We start from the raw sequence: 15584 nt of genomic DNA, 5'->3' as shown, positions 1-15584 counted from the left end.
GACGGATAGTCCTCAAACGCAGCGGATTTGCTCTGCTGCATCTGGATAACAAGGCGCAATTAGCGTCGGTTCAAAACAGTGGGGATCACGATAATGAATATCAAAGCACGAATCACAGGTGCTCTGTTGGCCGGCATGCTATCGGCCACAGCGCTGCAAGGCGCATTTGCCGCCGAAGACACAATCAAGGTTGGTATCCTGCATTCACTTTCAGGAACCATGGCTATTTCTGAAACCACCCTCAAAGACGCCATGTTGATGCTTATCGATGAGCAGAACAAGAAGGGTGGCATCCTGGGTAAGAAGATCGAAGCCGTGGTAGTCGATCCGGCCTCCGATTGGCCGCTTTTTGCGGAGAAGGCCCGCGATCTCATCGAGAAGGACAAGGTTGCGGCGGTGTTCGGTTGCTGGACTTCGGTTTCCCGTAAGTCAGTCCTGCCGGTGTTCAAGGAACTCGACAATCTACTCTTCTACCCTGTCCAGTATGAGGGCGAAGAAAGCGAGCGCAATGTGTTCTACACTGGTGCTGCGCCGAACCAGCAGGCAATCCCAGCCGTTGATTATCTTGCTGAAAATGAAGGTGTGGAACGCTGGGTTTTGGCAGGCACAGACTATGTTTATCCCCGTACGACAAACAAGATTCTTGAAGCCTATCTGAAAGCCAAGGGCGTAGCCGCCGAAGATATCATGGTGAACTATACTCCATTTGGCCATAAGGACTGGCAGACCATTGTTTCTGATATCAAGAAGTTCGGCTCAGCTGGCAAAAAGACAGCAGTTGTCTCGACGATCAATGGCGATGCCAACGTTCCATTTTATAAGGAACTCGGCAATCAAGGGATCAAGGCCGAAGACATCCCCGTTGTAGCATTCTCCGTTGGTGAGGAAGAACTTGCCGGCTTGGATACCAAGCCACTCGTCGGCCATCTGGCAGCCTGGAATTACTTCCAGTCAGTAGACACTCCGGCCAATGCTGAATTCATCAAGACATGGAAAGCCTACACCAAGAACGACAAACGTGTGACCAATGACCCAATGGAAGCGCACTATATCGGGTTCAACATGTGGGTGAAAGCTGTTGAGGCTGCGGGCACAACCGAGCCGGACAAAGTGATAGACTCTATCGTTGGTGTCTCTGTCCCGAACCTTTCGGGCGGATACTCAACGATGATGCCGAACCATCACATCACCAAGCCGGTTTTGATTGGTGAAATCCAGTCAGACGGTCAATTCGAAACAGTGTTTGAAACACCGGGATTGGTGGTCGGCGATGAGTGGTCAGATTATTTGCCAGACTCCAAAGAGCTAATATCTGATTGGCGCAAGCCTATGTCGTGCGGCAACTTCAATGTGGCTACCGGCAAGTGCGGTGGCAAAGGTTCCTGATCAATCAGCAAGCCACGGGCGATCCTGCCCGTGGCCTTCCTTTGCTCGACAAGAGGACGGGGCATCACGCCTTTCAAAACCCATGTATCGCGCAGTTAAAATACTAACGCTTCTTGCCTGTTTAATATTGGCGCTCCCGGTTTCAAAGGGTGAAGCTCAGCAAGATATTCGTCTAGGTATAAATTCCTTGGGCAAAGGTGGCTTCTCGCAGGTGGCTACCAAGGTCGCTGAACTGTCCCGCACTGGCGACATCAAACTTGTGCCAGTCTTCGAGGCACTTGCGGCAGGCAATCTGTACGCGAGAAAAGCTGACGATGTTGTATTCATAGCCAAAGAAGATGGCAGCGTTTTGCATTTGACTGATGCTGTCACCGGGAACCCGGACGGGGAGGGGGCCAAGGCAGACTTCGAGCGCATAAAGGTTAACAATAGCTTGCGGCGCGCGGTCAGAACCGCCATTGGCGCTCTCACACTACTTAGCCCTGATAGAGACGTTCGCCTTCGTGCTGCAAATTCGGTGTTTTCATCACCAAGCGAAGATGCGCTCGAACTCATAGAGACAGCTATAGCAAGTGAAAAGGACGCATCCATCAAATCCGTTATGGAGCAGGCGAGGGCTGCCGCCGTTCTGAAATCAGATCGCTCGATTGGTGATAAGCGCTTAGCCATAAAGACAATTACGGAGCGCGGCGACAGGGATGCCCTCAGCATCCTGAGCGCAGCTCAGGAAGACGCGAACGTCGATCTCCGTACCGATATAGATAAGGCCATTGAGGGCCTACAGTCGGCGCAAGCACTCTGGAATGCTGGGCAGAACGTTTGGTATGGATTGTCTCTCGGATCGGTGCTCTTGTTGGCTGCGATTGGCCTTGCCATAACGTTTGGCGTGATGGGCATCATCAATATGGCACACGGCGAGATGGTAATGCTCGGTGCTTACACGACGTTTATCGTGCAGGAGGTCATTCGATCTTCTTATCCGGGTCTCTTCGACTGGTCGTTGATGATCGCGCTTCCAATTGCGTTTGGTATTACGGGTTTGATCGGCCTTGTCATTGAACGAGGTATTATCCGCTTCCTCTACGGGCGTCCGCTCGAAACATTGCTGGCGACATGGGGCGTATCGCTTATCCTGCAACAGGGCGTGCGTTCCATTTTCGGGCCAAGCAATCGGGAAGTCGGAAATCCATCCTGGATGTCGGGAGGCTTCGAACTTGGTGGCCTGACGCTCACCTATAACCGCATGTGGATTGTTGTATTTTCTGCGGGCGTGTTCCTTACACTGCTGTTCGTACTCAAGCGCTCCAGATTTGGCCTGCAGATGCGTGCTGTTACCCAGAACCGGCGCATGGCTTCTTCAATGGGTATCAAGACGCCTTGGGTTGATGCTTTTACATTTGCTTTGGGTTCAGGCATTGCGGGGATTGCCGGCGTTGCTCTTTCACAAATCGACAATGTTTCGCCCAATCTTGGTCAGAGCTATATTATAGACAGTTTCATGGTTGTGGTTTTCGGTGGAGTCGGAAACCTTTGGGGTACGCTCGTCGGCGCACTTTCACTGGGCATCGTCAACAAGTTGCTCGAGCCATATACCGGTGCGGTACTTGGTAAAATTCTCATCCTGATTCTCATCATCCTCTTCATTCAAAGACGGCCACGCGGGCTCTTTGCACTCAAAGGAAGGGCGGTGGAAGCATGATAAGCATGTTCCTTTTCAAGTCGCTCGACAGGAACATATCGATCTGTATTGCGATCCTTTTGGCCATCGCATGCATCGTGCCCGCACTTAATCTCTTAGTGCCTGCCGATAACGTGTTTCATGTACCGACCTATGCGGTATCGTTATTTGGCAAATACCTAACCTACGCCTTGCTGGCATTGGCACTTGATCTCGTCTGGGGTTTTTGCGGGATTTTGTCTCTGGGACACGCGGCATTCTTCGCCCTTGGCGGATATGCGATGGGTATGTATCTGGTTCGTCAGATAGGGTCGCGCGGCGTCTACGGTAATCCGCTGCTGCCAGACTTTATGGTCTTCCTGAATTGGAAGGAAATGCCTTGGTATTGGTATGGCTTCGATCATTTCTGGTTCGCTGCCCTCATGGTGCTCGCCGTTCCCGGGCTTCTTGCTTTTGTCTTCGGCTGGCTGGCATTCCGGTCACGTGTAACGGGCGTTTATCTGTCCATCATTACACAGGCTATGACATACGCTCTTCTGCTCGCCTTCTTCCGCAATGAAATGGGTTTTGGCGGCAATAATGGGCTGACTGATTTCAAAGACTTGCTCGGATTCAATATTCAATCACAGGGTATGCGGACATCGCTGTTTGCCGTCTCGGCAATTGCGCTGGCAGTCGCATTGCTCATCAGCTCCGCCATTGTCAGATCAAAGTTTGGCAAGGTTCTCGTTGGCTTGCGCGATGCCGAGGGCAGGACACGTTTTCTAGGCTATCGCCCGGAAAACTATAAGCTGGTGACCTTTACCGTTTCGGCAATGATGGCAGGTGTTGCTGGTGCGCTTTATGTACCGCAAGTCGGGATTATCAATCCCGGCGAGTTTGCACCGGCGAACTCCATTGAGGTCGTGATCTGGACCGCCGTTGGAGGGCGGGGAACGCTTATTGGGCCTATCATTGGGGCTACACTTGTGAATTTTGGCAAGAGTATTTTTACTGCCCAGTTCCCGGAAATCTGGCTGTTCGCGTTAGGTGCACTGTTCGTGGCAACGACCCTTTTCTTGCCAAAGGGCATTGTCGGGACTGTTCAACAAGTTTGGAGATCCAACAAAGACCGGAAGAGGGCAGGGGCCCTTGAACGTCTGCGTGCCGCCAAAGATGCCGAAAAAGGTGCCAAGCTTGCCACTGAACCCTTGGCAGCGGAGTAGGCGATGTCTGAAGTCAAACCAAAGAGCCTGCTATATCTGGACAACGTGTCGGTGTCGTTCGATGGTTTCAAGGCATTGAACGCGCTGTCCTTCGTTATCGCACCGGGGGAGCTGAGAGCCATCATCGGACCGAATGGCGCCGGCAAGACGACGATGATGGATATCATCACCGGAAAAACGCGGCCTAATGAAGGCCAGGTATTTTTTGAAGACAGTATCGATCTGACGACGAAGGATGAGGCCGACATTGCCCGGCTCGGCATCGGCCGGAAGTTTCAGAAGCCCACGGTCTTCGAAAGCCATACCGTCTGGGATAATCTTGAATTGGCCCTCAATCGCAAGCGTGGAACATTTGCAACGCTCTTCTATAGCCTATCAAAGGGAGATAGTGCCCGTATTGAGGAAATCCTCGAAACGGTGCGACTGACAGCACGCAAAGACGAACTCGCCGCCAATCTGAGTCATGGCCAAAAACAATGGCTTGAGATCGGTATGCTTTTGGCACAGGAACCCAAGTTGCTGCTGGTCGATGAGCCTGTTGCTGGAATGACCGATGCTGAAACGGTCGAAACGGCAGTTCTGCTCAAAGAAATTGCCAAGTCCAGAGCAGTTGTTGTTGTCGAACACGACATGGGATTCATTCGCGATCTGGGTGTGAGGGTTACGTGTCTTGCTGAAGGCTCTGTGCTTGCGGAAGGTTCACTGGACTTTGTCAGCAACGATCCCCGGGTCATTGAAAACTATTTGGGTAGATGAATATGCTGACAGTTGAAAAGATCAATCTGCACTATGGCGCTGCGCAAGCATTGCGTGGTGTTTCGTTGCAGGCAGAGACAGGGAAGATCACCTGTGTGCTCGGTCGAAACGGCGTTGGTAAAACCAGCCTGCTCCGGGCTATTACCGGTCAGCATAGTGTCAGCACGGGTAAGGTCGCATTCGACGGCACCGAGTTGAATGGCATGGCGCCATACACGCGTGCAAAACATGGCATTGGCTATGTGCCGCAAGGCAGGGAGATATTCCCGCTGCTGAGCGTCAAGGAAAATCTCGAAACCGGATATGCACAGCTACCTCGTTCAGAACGTAATATACCCTCCGATGTATTCGATCTGTTTCCGGTGTTGAGTTCGATGCTGTCGCGTCGCGGCGGCGACCTTTCGGGGGGACAGCAGCAGCAACTTGCAATCGGGCGTGCACTGGTTATGCGCCCCAAAATTCTGGTGCTTGACGAGCCCACAGAAGGAATCCAGCCATCCATCATCAAGGATATTGGCCGCGCCATTGTCTACCTGCGGGATTCCTTTGGAATGGCTATACTTCTAGTCGAACAATATCTCGACTTTTGCCGCGAACTCGCTGACCATGTCTACATCATGGATCGAGGTGAGATTGTGACTGACGGTGCCGCCGAAATACTCGACACGACCGAAGCACGGCGTCACCTGACGGTCTGAACATTGGGGATACGGCTTGGATATACTCGACTACCCGTTGGTTGTTCAGAGCCGGGCGCAACGCGCGTCTGGAGCAGGACGTTTGTCAGTTCGGCAGGTAGAAGAGAAAACACGGATTTCGACATTGTTTCAGGAGGGGTGTGCGAAGCTGCGTTTCCCGATTGTTCCCGGTAATCATCTCGAGGCAGTGATGATCAATAGCGCAGGCGGCCTTACCGGCGGTGATGCAATGCATTGGGATTTCGCCCTTGGCGAGGAATGTTCGGCTCAAATAACCACACAGGCTTGTGAGAAAATCTACAAGGCTGTTCCAGGGACGGTTGCTACAGTTTCAACTCATATTGACGCGGGACGAGATTCGTATGTCGCATGGCTGCCGCAGGAAACCATCCTGTTTGAAAACGCTGATCTGAAACGTTCCCTCAATGTAAATCTGGCTGCGGGTGCACGAGCATTGATCGTTGAATCGACCATATTCGGGCGGAAGGCATTTGGGGAAACAATCGGGACTGCCCGTTTTTCTGATCAGTGGCGCGTTCGACAAAAGGGTCGACTGCTCCATGCTGAAAATTTTTTAATTGGCCCCCATGCGGCTTCGTCGTCGAACCGGCCTGCACTGCTGGGCGGTAATCGTGCCGTCGCAACGGTGCTTCTTGTCTCCGAGAATTGCGAGCGGTTGCTTGAACCGGCCCGTCTTATCATCGGCGAGCAGGGAGGGGCATCGGCATGGATGGGTAAGCTGGTGGCGCGTCTGGTAGACCTTGACGCCTATCACTTACGTAAACGCCTGATACCTTTGCTCGGTCTCCTGAATGGTGGAGTTGAGCTGCCACGAATATGGTCAACATAAAAGGGAAACTGAACGATGAATTTGCTGCCGCGCGAGAAGGACAAGCTGCTGATTTCCATGGCAGCCATGGTCGCAAGGCGTCGTCTGGAACGTGGTGTGAAACTCAACCATCCCGAAGCCATTGCCTTGATTACAGACTTTGTCGTTGAAGGCGCACGCGATGGCCGTTCCGTCGCGGAACTCATGGAAGCGGGTGCACATGTCATCACCCGCAGTCAGGTGATGGAGGGTATCGCCGAGATGATTCACGATGTGCAGGTCGAGGCAACTTTCCCTGATGGCACCAAACTTGTCACCGTCCACGAACCAATTCGTTAGTTAGTTTGAAAGAGAACCCATGAAGAAGACATTGTTCTTGACGTTGCCTCTGGCCTTGACTGCAACCACGCCAGCTTTTGCTCACCTCAATCCCGCAGAACACGGCTCGTTTGCGGCAGGTTTCTCCCACCCGATGTTCGGAGCGGATCATATTCTGGCGATGGTAGCAGTCGGCCTTTGGGCAGTGTTGCTGGGCGGCCGTGCTCTCTGGATGGTTCCGGCAGCATTTGTCGGCACTATGATGGCAGGCTTCTTGTTGGCTATAGCTGGCGCACCTTTGCCGTTTGTTGAACCTACAATTCTTGCCTCGGTTGTCGCCATCGGTTTGTTTGCCGCAATGGCGATCAGAGTTCCTACACCGTTGGCAATGCTTATGGTTGGCTTCTTTGCCTTGTTTCACGGCCATGCTCATGGCGGTGAAATGGGAGCTGCGACAGCAGCGAGCTATCTTCTGGGCTTTGCAGTTGCCACGGCCCTTCTTCATGCTATCGGCTTGGCTCTTGGCATGCTGTTGGGCGCTGGTCGTGGGCGCTTGATTATTCGGGCAGCAGGCGCCGGCACGGCATTTGCCGGTCTCTGGCTGGCATTTGGAGCGTGAGCAATATGATCCCCGGAGAAATCATCACTGTTGCAGGGGAAATCGTGCTCAATGCAGGAGCTCCAACAACTATCCTGAAGGTCGCCAATACTGGCGACCGTCCAATACAGGTTGGCTCCCACTATCATTTCTACGAGACGAATGAAGGGCTGGTTTTTGACAGGGAACAGGCACGCGGTAAGCGGTTGGATATTGCCGCAGGTACGGCAGTGCGGTTCGAACCTGGCCAGGAACGTGATGTCACGCTCATTCCTTTTGGCGGCGATAGGACTGTTTACGGGTTCCAACAAAAAATCATGGGGAAGCTGTAAGATGCCAGCCACAATCAAACGTTCTGCCTATGCCCAGATGTTCGGCCCGACTGTTGGCGACAAGGTTCGTTTAGCGGATACAGAACTTTTCATCGAGGTAGAAAAGGATTTCACCATCTATGGAGAAGAGGTGAAATTTGGTGGTGGCAAAGTCATTCGTGACGGCATGGGCCAGAGCCAGGTTACGCGCGCAGAGGGTGCAGTAGACACTGTTATTACCAACGCGCTTGTTGTTGACGTAACCGGTATATTCAAGGCTGATATAGGCCTGCGTGATGGACGAATTTTCAGCATAGGCAAAGCCGGCAATCCGGATACGCAACCGGGTGTTACGGTGATCGTCGGACCGGGAACCGAAGTCATTGCGGGGGAAGGCAAAATACTGACGGCAGGCGGCATGGACGCTCACATCCATTTTATCTGTCCTCAACAGATCGATGAAGCTCTCATGTCGGGGATAACCACCATGTTTGGCGGGGGGACAGGACCAGCTCACGGAACGCTTGCTACAACGTGCACGCCGGGGCCATGGCATATCGGACGAATGATCCGCTCCTTCGACGCTATACCGATGAACATCGGGCTGTCAGGTAAAGGTAACGCGTCGCGTCCGGCAGCGCTGGAAGAAATGATCCTTGGAGGTGCCTGCTCGCTGAAGCTGCACGAAGATTGGGGGACTACTCCCGCAGCCATCGACAATTGTTTGACTGTGGCTGATCAATATGACGTGCAGGTCATGATCCATACCGACACTTTGAATGAAAGCGGGTTTGTCGAGGATACGGTTTCTGCGTTCAAAGGGCGGACTATTCACGCCTTTCATACCGAAGGCGCGGGCGGCGGACACGCGCCGGATATCATCAAGATTTGCGGATTGCCCAACGTTATCCCATCTTCCACCAATCCCACGCGACCCTATACGAGAAATACCATCGCCGAGCACTTGGACATGCTTATGGTCTGCCATCACCTGTCGCCATCCATTCCGGAAGACGTGGCTTTCGCAGAGAGTCGTATCCGCAAGGAGACTATTGCTGCCGAGGATATCCTGCATGACATCGGTGCGTTTTCGATTATCTCATCAGACAGTCAGGCTATGGGCCGTGTTGGTGAAGTCCTGATCCGAACCTGGCAGACGGCAGACAAGATGAAGCGCCAGCGCGGAAGCCTGCCGCAGGAGCAGGGCGATAACGATAATTTCCGCGTGAAGCGTTACATCGCCAAATATACGATCAATCCGGCAATTGCGCAGGGCGTGTCGCGACATATCGGTTCAATCGAAGTCGGTAAGCGTGCCGACCTTGTTCTATGGAACCCGGCATTCTTCGCCGTCAAACCAGACCTTGTGCTGCTCGGCGGTTCTATTGTTGCTGCACCAATGGGCGATCCGAACGCTTCGATCCCGACGCCGCAGCCTGTGCATTATCGTCCCATGTTTGGTGCATTGGGCAAGAATGTCACCGCATCTTCTGTGACTTTTGTGAGCAAGGCTGCCGTCGAGAACGGCCTTCGGGCAAGTCTTGAAGTCGAAAAGGAGCTAATTCCAGTTGAGAACACGCGGGGTGGTATTTCCAAGGCCTCGATGGTGCATAATGCGGCTACTCCGCATGTGGAGGTCGACCCGGAAACTTACGAAGTTCGAGCTGACGGTGAGCTGCTTACATGCGAACCCGCAACTACTCTGCCGATGACGCAGCGCTACTTCCTATTTTGAGTACAAGTAAATGAAGCAACATTTCTTGAGACTGGCCCGTTACAATCAATGGGCGAACAAACAGATTTATGACGCAGCAGGCGTGCTAGACAGAGAAGATTATTTTGCGGATCGTCGGGCCTACTTCAAATCGATGCATGGCACGTTGAACCATTTGCTGGCGGTCGATAAACTATGGTTTGGCCGGTTCACGGGTGATCTTTACGCATTGCCGTCATACGACGTAATCTTGCACGATGACTACGATGCGCTACGGGCCGCCCGCGTTGTCTTTGATGAACACATCATCGCTGTGGTGGAAGGCATGAGTGAAGCGGATATCGTTGCGCCTTTCAACTGGATCATGATGAATGGCAAGCCTTATGCATCTACACTTGATCGCTGCCTTACCCAGATTTTCAATCACCAGACGCACCATCGTGGCCAAGCTCATACACTCTTGTCCCAGCTTACCGGCGGTGCACCGGCGCTGGATTTCTTCTTTCGCATGAATGACGACTTCAATGAGGTTGGGGCATGAGGCGCGTTATCGGGCACGATCATTTCGGCCATTACCATGGCACTCCGTTTGACAGGATTGTGCTCGCCCATGATGAACGGCATTTGCGCCGCAAGGTTTTAACCCTGCAGCAAGGAGAGCAGATATTGGTGGACCTCCCCGAACCTGTCCTCTTCGGCCATGGAGATGTGCTGGTCCTTGAAGATGGAAGTTTGGCGGAGATTATCGCGGCGGAAGAAGCTCTCTACGAGGTGCTGCCGCGAAGCCGTCAGCATTTGACAGAGCTGGCTTGGCATCTGGGAAATCGTCATCTGCCTGCACAGTTGGAGGAGACCAGAATCTTGATCCTTAAAGATCATGTGATCAAAGCAATGCTGGAAGGACTGGGCGCAAGGGTGAGTGAGATTATGGCTCCGTTCCAACCCCTGCGTGGTGCCTATCACAGTGGTCATGGCCACGATGATCATTCCCACGGGTCGCATCATCACCATGATTGAAAATATGGCTTTGCTGCGTTTGATGACCTGGCTTTCTCCTGCTTTTCCGGTAGGGGCATTCTCGTACAGTCACGGTATTGAGCAGGCGATCCAATTGGGTTTGATCCACAACAGGCAAAGCTTGGAAGATTGGCTTGTCGATATTCTGCATGAGGGCTCGGGATGGAACGACGCAGTGCTTTTTGCAGAGAGCCATCGCATTGCCAGAGCAAAAGCCGACTTCTCAAATGTTGCCGACCTTGCCGAAGCACTCGCTGGTTCGCGCGAACGTCATATGGAAACCATGTTGCAAGGGGAGGCCTTCTTGTCTGCAGCTCAAGCTTGGCCGAATCCGGTTTTTGATAGACTGCCTGTCCAGATTGCCAGTCCTGTTGCTGTGGGTGCGATAGCCGGGGCTCATGGCATTGAGCTTGAGGCGGCCCTTTGCGCTTTTCTGCATGCTTTCATTTCCAATCTGGTGCAAGGCGCTGTTCGGCTTGTGCCATTGGGACAGCGCGACGGCGTCTCAATACTGGCGAGTATGGAAGCAGATATACGGTCCTGTTCCGAGAGAGCTGCGGAGGCGTCCCTTGATGAACTTGGCAGCTGTGCGATCATCTCAGACATCATGGCGATGCGCCATGAAACACAATATTCCAGGGTTTTCAGATCATGATTTCCAAGAACGGTCCACTTCGGGTTGGCATTGGCGGGCCTGTTGGTTCAGGCAAGACAACCGTCACCGAAATGCTCTGCAAAGCTATGCGCGAGCGCTATTCGCTGGCCGTGGTCACCAACGATATCTACACCAAGGAAGATGCGCTGATCCTGAACAGACTGCAGGCGCTGCCGGAAGACCGGATCATGGGTGTCGAGACGGGTGGTTGTCCGCATACTGCGATCCGCGAAGATGCGACGATCAATTTGCAGGCGATTGCGGCAATGAACAGACTGCACCCCGATCTGGATATCGTATTCATAGAGTCGGGTGGAGACAATCTTGCCGCTACATTTTCGCCGGACCTCGCGGATTTAACGCTCTATGTCATATCGGTTTGCCAAGGGGAAAAAATACCGCGTAAGGGTGGACCGGGTATTACGCGCTCTGATCTGTTAATCGTGAATAAGAAAGATTTGGCTCCCTATGTAGGTGCTGATCTTGATATCATGGCCAGTGATACCAGAAGTCAACGCGGGGCAAAACCTTTCGTATTTACTGACATGCTAAGGCGCGATGGGCTTCAGGAAGTTGTCTCATTCATCGAGAATGCCGGAGGATTGCGTCAGTAATTTTGCCAGTCGAGTTCCTTGTAAAAGTCCATGTGTGGCGGCGAAAATTGAAATCGCTTGACGACTCAGCCAGACTCAGGTGAATTTACGCTTTAATCTCATAAATTGGATTTAAAGCGTGTATGTTGTCTCCAACTGAAAAAGACCCGAGCCACCGTACCGGCAAGAAGGTTCGTTCGCTGACACGGCTGGTGGAGGCGGACGCTGACCTTCTCAGCGCGCAGTTGCAGGAATTGCGTTCACGCGCCTTTCCACCAACGGCAGAAAAGGAATTGAGAAAGTTTACCTCTGGTGAGGCTGCTCGTTTAATTGGTATCACAGATGCTTACATAAGGCATCTGTCATTGGCCGGCGAGGGACCGGAAGCGGAAAAAACTTCCGGCGGCCGCAGACTGTATTCTCTCGAACAAGTTCATGAGATACGGCGTTATTTGGCTAAATCCAAGAAAAGCTACCTGCCTTTGCGTCAGGGCAATGAGCATATGCAAGTCATCGCGGTAACCAATTTCAAAGGTGGCTCAGGCAAAACCACGACTGCCGCTCATGTTGCACAGTATTTTGCAATGCGCGGATATCGCACGTTGGCTATCGATCTCGATCCGCAGGCTTCTTTGTCTGCGTTGTTCGGCATTCAGCCGGAATTTGATCTCGAAGATAACGACACGATTTATGGCGCGATCCGCTATGACGATCAGCAGCGGCCGCTTACAGATATCATTCGCAAGACCTATTTCGCCGGTCTGGATATTATTCCGGGTAATCTGGAACTACAGGAATTCGAACACGATACGCCGCGGATACTTGCCGAGAAGCGTCGGGGCACGGAAAGGCTTTTCTTCTCCCGGATAGCCAATGCACTGGCAACGGTAGACGATCGGTACGACGTGGTGGTTTTGGATTGCCCACCGTCGCTCGGCTTTCTTACGTTGTCAGCTCTCTGTGCAGCGCGAAGCGTGCTTGTAACCATTCATCCGCAAATGCTTGACGTGGCGTCGATGTCTCAATTTCTCCACATGACAGCAGGGTTACTCGATGTCGTTGAGCAGGCCGGCGGCGATGCCGACTATGATTTCTTCCGCTATGTGGTGACACGATACGAACCTAGCGATGGTCCGCAAGGACAGATCGTCGGCTTGTTGAAAAGCCTTTTTGGAGAGCGTGTTTTAACGAACGCCTTGCTCAAATCGACAGCGATCTCGGATGCTGGTCTGACAAAGCAGACATTGTATGAAGTGGGTCGGGAGTATTTTACACGTGCAACCTATGATCGGGCAATTGAAGCACTGGATGCGGTGAACCTCGAAATAGAAGAACTTGTACGCGATGCGTGGGGGAGGACTCCATGAACAAACGAAGAGACGCTCTCAAAGCCATGATGACGCCAATCAATGACGGGTCACATACAGAACACAGGCACGCCAAGCCTGCCCAAAAGTCTGGTTCTCTGAAAGCTATGGGACTGTCACTACAAAGCCTCTCGGACGATGCCGACGAAGCACAGGCTTTGCGCGAGCAGATAGCCGCCGGAGAGCATATTGTTCATATTGAGCCGGATCTTATTGACGCGTCGTTCATCCGTGACCGGCTTGACGATATAAATACCGATGATTTCAGTGACTTTAAGGTCAGCATCGAAGAACACGGCCAGCAGGTTCCGATTCTCGTGCGACCGAATCCGAACGATGACCGCCGCTATCAGGTAGCTTACGGGCACAGAAGGCTTGCAGCGCTCCGGGCGATTGGCAGGCCTGTCAAAGCCATCGTGCGCAATCTCTCCGATGAGGATTTGATCGTCGCCCAAGGTAAAGAGAACCTGGAGCGTAAGGATCTTTCATTCATTGAACGGGCGTTGTTTGCGGCGAAGCTTGAGGCCCATGGTATCGAGCGCAATGCGCTGATGGCTGCACTGGCCGTTCATAAGGGCAATCTTTCGACAATGATTGCGGTGGCCAATTCGCTGCCGGAAGACTTGATTCAGGTAATCGGTCCTGCACCAAAGGTTGGCCGGCCACGATGGGAACAACTCTCTCAGTTGGTGCAGGAGGATGAGATTCCATGGAGAGAAAGAGTTGATCTGGAAAAGTTGCTCCGGATCGATAGCGATGCCCGTTTCGCGCTGATCCTCAAGAGCCTATCACCCAGACCATCCGGGCCGTATGTTTATCCGCTCAAATCCAAAGAAGGGCTTTCTTACGCCCAGATTGAACAGGCGAATGGCAAGACCAAGGTGACCGTTGATGAAGCCCTGACACCAGAGTTCGGGCATTATCTGATAACGCACCTTCCCGAAATCTACGCTGCATATCTTCGCGGCGAGAAGAGTGAACCGCGTATTAGAAAACTCTAACTGGAGAGAGATCACAAAAGAAAAGGCCCCCGAAACCGACGTCCCGGAAGCCCTCTCAAAGTCTAAGCAGCTTGAGAATCGCATTTCCGAGAATCACTGTCAAGCGTTTAGCGTCGTTTCGGCGAGCAGATTTCTTTTGCCTGATTGAGGGTGAAAGCAATGAATAGGGAAATGATGACGACGCCCTTTGGGCGGCGGCCGATGTCGTATGCCATGCTGGATGCGCAGACGGAGGCCCGAAAGAGCGAACGAGAACAGGTTGCCGACAAATGGAAACTCTTCCGGGTGATTACGGAAGCCAGACCTCTGCTTGGCGTCTCTGATCGAGCGTTAGCGGTGTTGCATGCGCTGCTCAGTTTTCATAAGCCGAACGAACTGGACAGCACGACGAATCTGATCGTTTTCCCCTCAAATCGTGAACTATCACTTCGTTGCCACGGTATGGCACCGGTTACGTTGCGCAGGCATCTGGGCTCTTTAGTAGAAGCGGGAATGATCATTCGACGCGATAGTCCGAATGGGAAACGTTATGTTCGTCGTGATCAAGAGGGGGAATTGAAGACCGCATTCGGTTTCGACTTGATACCGTTGGTTGTTAAAGCCGCTGAGTATGAAGAACTTGCTGCAAATATCCGTGCTGAAGACTTGTCGAAGCGCATCTTGCGGGAGCGCATCAGCCTTGATCGCCGCGACATAGCAAAGATGATCATTTTTGCTGAAGAACAAGCTCTTGATGGTCCGTGGGCTGCACTCAGCGAGCGGTTCATGCCGTTGGCACGACCACTTCTAAGGGGCTTCGACCGCATTGGATTGGAGACTTTGGCGGATAGTTTGGACGATTTACGTGCTGACGTAGAGAAGTTGCTGCAATTACACAATAATTCGACAAAAACAAACGCCAGTGACGTTCAAAATGAACGGCATATACAGAATCAAAACCCAGACTCTTATACTGAATTTGAACCCGGCTTTAGAAAAAACCAGGGGGCAAATGTCAGCGTTAATCTGGACAGGAACAGTGAACCTGTTGAGGATGTAAGTCGGCGACAGCCAAGAAATACACCAAAGTCACCCAAAGCTTTTCCGCTTGGACTTGTCTTGAAGGCTTGCCCGGACATAATCGATTATGCGCTCGACGGGATCGACAGTTGGCCGGATCTCGTACAGACCGCAAATCTCGTTCGCGTAACTCTTGGAGTAAGCCCGGACGCATGGAGCCAAGCTGTAGAGGTCTTTGGATTAAACGAAGCGGCTATTGTTGTTTCCGCGATCCTTCAGAAAGGTGAGAATATTTTGAGCCCTGGAGGATATTTGCGGGCTTTGACCGATAAAGCTCGAGATGGTTCATTTTCATCCGGCCCCTTGCTGATGTCACTACTCAAGTCTAACCAGATCAAACATGATGCCGAGGCGGGTTAAGCTATGGAGTATAGCGCACTCTTTTGTGACCGATTGATG

17 protein-coding genes are annotated in these 15584 nt (G+C 52.4%); all 17 read left to right on the top strand.

The genetic code is table 11. The features are described from left to right. Positions 1-93: 93 nt before the first annotated feature. The gene (gene urtA, locus ABKW30_RS08890) at positions 94-1386 is read left to right on the top strand and encodes an urea ABC transporter substrate-binding protein (RefSeq protein ID WP_348598434.1); all 1293 of its coding nucleotides are present in this window, start codon (positions 94-96) and stop codon (positions 1384-1386) included. An 82-nt stretch (positions 1387-1468) separates the two neighbouring features. Then, positions 1469-3085, top strand: coding sequence for an urea ABC transporter permease subunit UrtB (urtB, locus tag ABKW30_RS08885; protein WP_348598432.1), 1617 nt, complete (start codon positions 1469-1471; stop codon positions 3083-3085). Continuing rightward, positions 3082-4269 (top strand): urea ABC transporter permease subunit UrtC, encoded by a 1188-nt coding sequence (gene urtC / locus ABKW30_RS08880; RefSeq protein WP_348598431.1) that lies wholly within the window; start codon positions 3082-3084, stop codon positions 4267-4269. The genes urtB and urtC overlap by 4 nt, the downstream gene beginning before the upstream one ends. Positions 4270-4272: 3 nt before the next feature. Next, positions 4273-5025 carry an urea ABC transporter ATP-binding protein UrtD gene (urtD, locus tag ABKW30_RS08875; RefSeq protein ID WP_348598429.1) on the top strand — a complete coding sequence of 251 codons (753 nt, stop codon included), beginning with the start codon at positions 4273-4275 and terminating at the stop codon, positions 5023-5025. A gap of 2 nt (positions 5026-5027) precedes the next feature. Further along, the gene (urtE, locus tag ABKW30_RS08870) at positions 5028-5723 is read left to right on the top strand and encodes an urea ABC transporter ATP-binding subunit UrtE (RefSeq protein WP_348598428.1); all 696 of its coding nucleotides are present in this window, start codon (positions 5028-5030) and stop codon (positions 5721-5723) included. A 16-nt stretch (positions 5724-5739) separates the two neighbouring features. Beyond that, positions 5740-6573 (top strand): urease accessory protein UreD, encoded by an 834-nt coding sequence (locus tag ABKW30_RS08865; RefSeq protein ID WP_348598426.1) that lies wholly within the window; start codon positions 5740-5742, stop codon positions 6571-6573. Positions 6574-6588: 15 nt separating this feature from the next. Then, positions 6589-6891, top strand: coding sequence for an urease subunit gamma (locus tag ABKW30_RS08860; RefSeq protein WP_348598424.1), 303 nt, complete (start codon positions 6589-6591; stop codon positions 6889-6891). Between the two features lie 19 nt (positions 6892-6910). After that, positions 6911-7489, top strand: a complete 579-nt coding sequence (locus ABKW30_RS08855) for a HupE/UreJ family protein (protein ID WP_348598423.1) — start codon at positions 6911-6913, stop codon at positions 7487-7489. A 5-nt stretch (positions 7490-7494) separates the two neighbouring features. Next, positions 7495-7800, top strand: coding sequence for an urease subunit beta (locus tag ABKW30_RS08850; protein ID WP_348598421.1), 306 nt, complete (start codon positions 7495-7497; stop codon positions 7798-7800). Position 7801: 1 nt separating this feature from the next. Then, positions 7802-9514 carry an urease subunit alpha gene (gene ureC, locus ABKW30_RS08845; RefSeq protein ID WP_348598420.1) on the top strand — a complete coding sequence of 571 codons (1713 nt, stop codon included), beginning with the start codon at positions 7802-7804 and terminating at the stop codon, positions 9512-9514. Between the two features lie 10 nt (positions 9515-9524). Beyond that, the gene (locus ABKW30_RS08840; protein ID WP_348598418.1) at positions 9525-10034 is read left to right on the top strand and encodes a DinB family protein; all 510 of its coding nucleotides are present in this window, start codon (positions 9525-9527) and stop codon (positions 10032-10034) included. Next, positions 10031-10510, top strand: a complete 480-nt coding sequence (locus tag ABKW30_RS08835; protein ID WP_348598416.1) for an urease accessory protein UreE — start codon at positions 10031-10033, stop codon at positions 10508-10510. The genes ABKW30_RS08840 and ABKW30_RS08835 overlap by 4 nt, the downstream gene beginning before the upstream one ends. Continuing rightward, positions 10473-11165, top strand: a complete 693-nt coding sequence (locus tag ABKW30_RS08830; RefSeq protein ID WP_348598414.1) for an urease accessory protein UreF — start codon at positions 10473-10475, stop codon at positions 11163-11165. The genes ABKW30_RS08835 and ABKW30_RS08830 overlap by 38 nt, the downstream gene beginning before the upstream one ends. Beyond that, positions 11162-11779 carry an urease accessory protein UreG gene (ureG, locus tag ABKW30_RS08825; protein WP_348598412.1) on the top strand — a complete coding sequence of 206 codons (618 nt, stop codon included), beginning with the start codon at positions 11162-11164 and terminating at the stop codon, positions 11777-11779. The genes ABKW30_RS08830 and ureG overlap by 4 nt, the downstream gene beginning before the upstream one ends. Positions 11780-11901: 122 nt before the next feature. After that, positions 11902-13125, top strand: a complete 1224-nt coding sequence (gene repA, locus ABKW30_RS08820; RefSeq protein ID WP_348598410.1) for a plasmid partitioning protein RepA — start codon at positions 11902-11904, stop codon at positions 13123-13125. Next, the gene (gene repB, locus ABKW30_RS08815; protein WP_348598408.1) at positions 13122-14126 is read left to right on the top strand and encodes a plasmid partitioning protein RepB; all 1005 of its coding nucleotides are present in this window, start codon (positions 13122-13124) and stop codon (positions 14124-14126) included. The genes repA and repB overlap by 4 nt, the downstream gene beginning before the upstream one ends. Before the next feature lie 159 nt (positions 14127-14285). After that, positions 14286-15545: a plasmid replication protein RepC gene (repC, locus tag ABKW30_RS08810; protein WP_348598406.1), complete on the top strand. Its 1260-nt coding sequence runs from the start codon at positions 14286-14288 to the stop codon at positions 15543-15545. Positions 15546-15584 lie beyond the last annotated feature (39 nt).

It is taken from the genome of Phyllobacterium sp. SB3 (genome assembly GCF_040009165.1).
Taxonomy (GTDB): domain Bacteria; phylum Pseudomonadota; class Alphaproteobacteria; order Rhizobiales; family Rhizobiaceae; genus Phyllobacterium.
This window is presented reverse-complemented; position numbering and strand designations above follow the sequence as displayed.

What these genes read in the sequence shown, in the direction of transcription:
- urtA (WP_348598434.1), top strand. Translation starts at nt 94, where the DNA reads ATGAATATCAAAGCACGAATCACAGGTGCTCTGTTGGCCGGCATGCTA.
- urtB (WP_348598432.1), top strand. Translation starts at nt 1,469, where the DNA reads ATGTATCGCGCAGTTAAAATACTAACGCTTCTTGCCTGTTTAATATTG.
- urtC (WP_348598431.1), top strand. Translation starts at nt 3,082, where the DNA reads ATGATAAGCATGTTCCTTTTCAAGTCGCTCGACAGGAACATATCGATC.
- urtD (WP_348598429.1), top strand. Translation starts at nt 4,273, where the DNA reads ATGTCTGAAGTCAAACCAAAGAGCCTGCTATATCTGGACAACGTGTCG.
- urtE (WP_348598428.1), top strand. Translation starts at nt 5,028, where the DNA reads ATGCTGACAGTTGAAAAGATCAATCTGCACTATGGCGCTGCGCAAGCA.
- ABKW30_RS08860 (WP_348598424.1), top strand. Translation starts at nt 6,589, where the DNA reads ATGAATTTGCTGCCGCGCGAGAAGGACAAGCTGCTGATTTCCATGGCA.
- ABKW30_RS08855 (WP_348598423.1), top strand. Translation starts at nt 6,911, where the DNA reads ATGAAGAAGACATTGTTCTTGACGTTGCCTCTGGCCTTGACTGCAACC.
- ABKW30_RS08850 (WP_348598421.1), top strand. Translation starts at nt 7,495, where the DNA reads ATGATCCCCGGAGAAATCATCACTGTTGCAGGGGAAATCGTGCTCAAT.
- ureC (WP_348598420.1), top strand. Translation starts at nt 7,802, where the DNA reads ATGCCAGCCACAATCAAACGTTCTGCCTATGCCCAGATGTTCGGCCCG.
- ABKW30_RS08840 (WP_348598418.1), top strand. Translation starts at nt 9,525, where the DNA reads ATGAAGCAACATTTCTTGAGACTGGCCCGTTACAATCAATGGGCGAAC.
- ABKW30_RS08835 (WP_348598416.1), top strand. Translation starts at nt 10,031, where the DNA reads ATGAGGCGCGTTATCGGGCACGATCATTTCGGCCATTACCATGGCACT.
- ABKW30_RS08830 (WP_348598414.1), top strand. Translation starts at nt 10,473, where the DNA reads ATGATCATTCCCACGGGTCGCATCATCACCATGATTGAAAATATGGCT.
- ureG (WP_348598412.1), top strand. Translation starts at nt 11,162, where the DNA reads ATGATTTCCAAGAACGGTCCACTTCGGGTTGGCATTGGCGGGCCTGTT.
- repA (WP_348598410.1), top strand. Translation starts at nt 11,902, where the DNA reads ATGTTGTCTCCAACTGAAAAAGACCCGAGCCACCGTACCGGCAAGAAG.
- repB (WP_348598408.1), top strand. Translation starts at nt 13,122, where the DNA reads ATGAACAAACGAAGAGACGCTCTCAAAGCCATGATGACGCCAATCAAT.
- repC (WP_348598406.1), top strand. Translation starts at nt 14,286, where the DNA reads ATGAATAGGGAAATGATGACGACGCCCTTTGGGCGGCGGCCGATGTCG.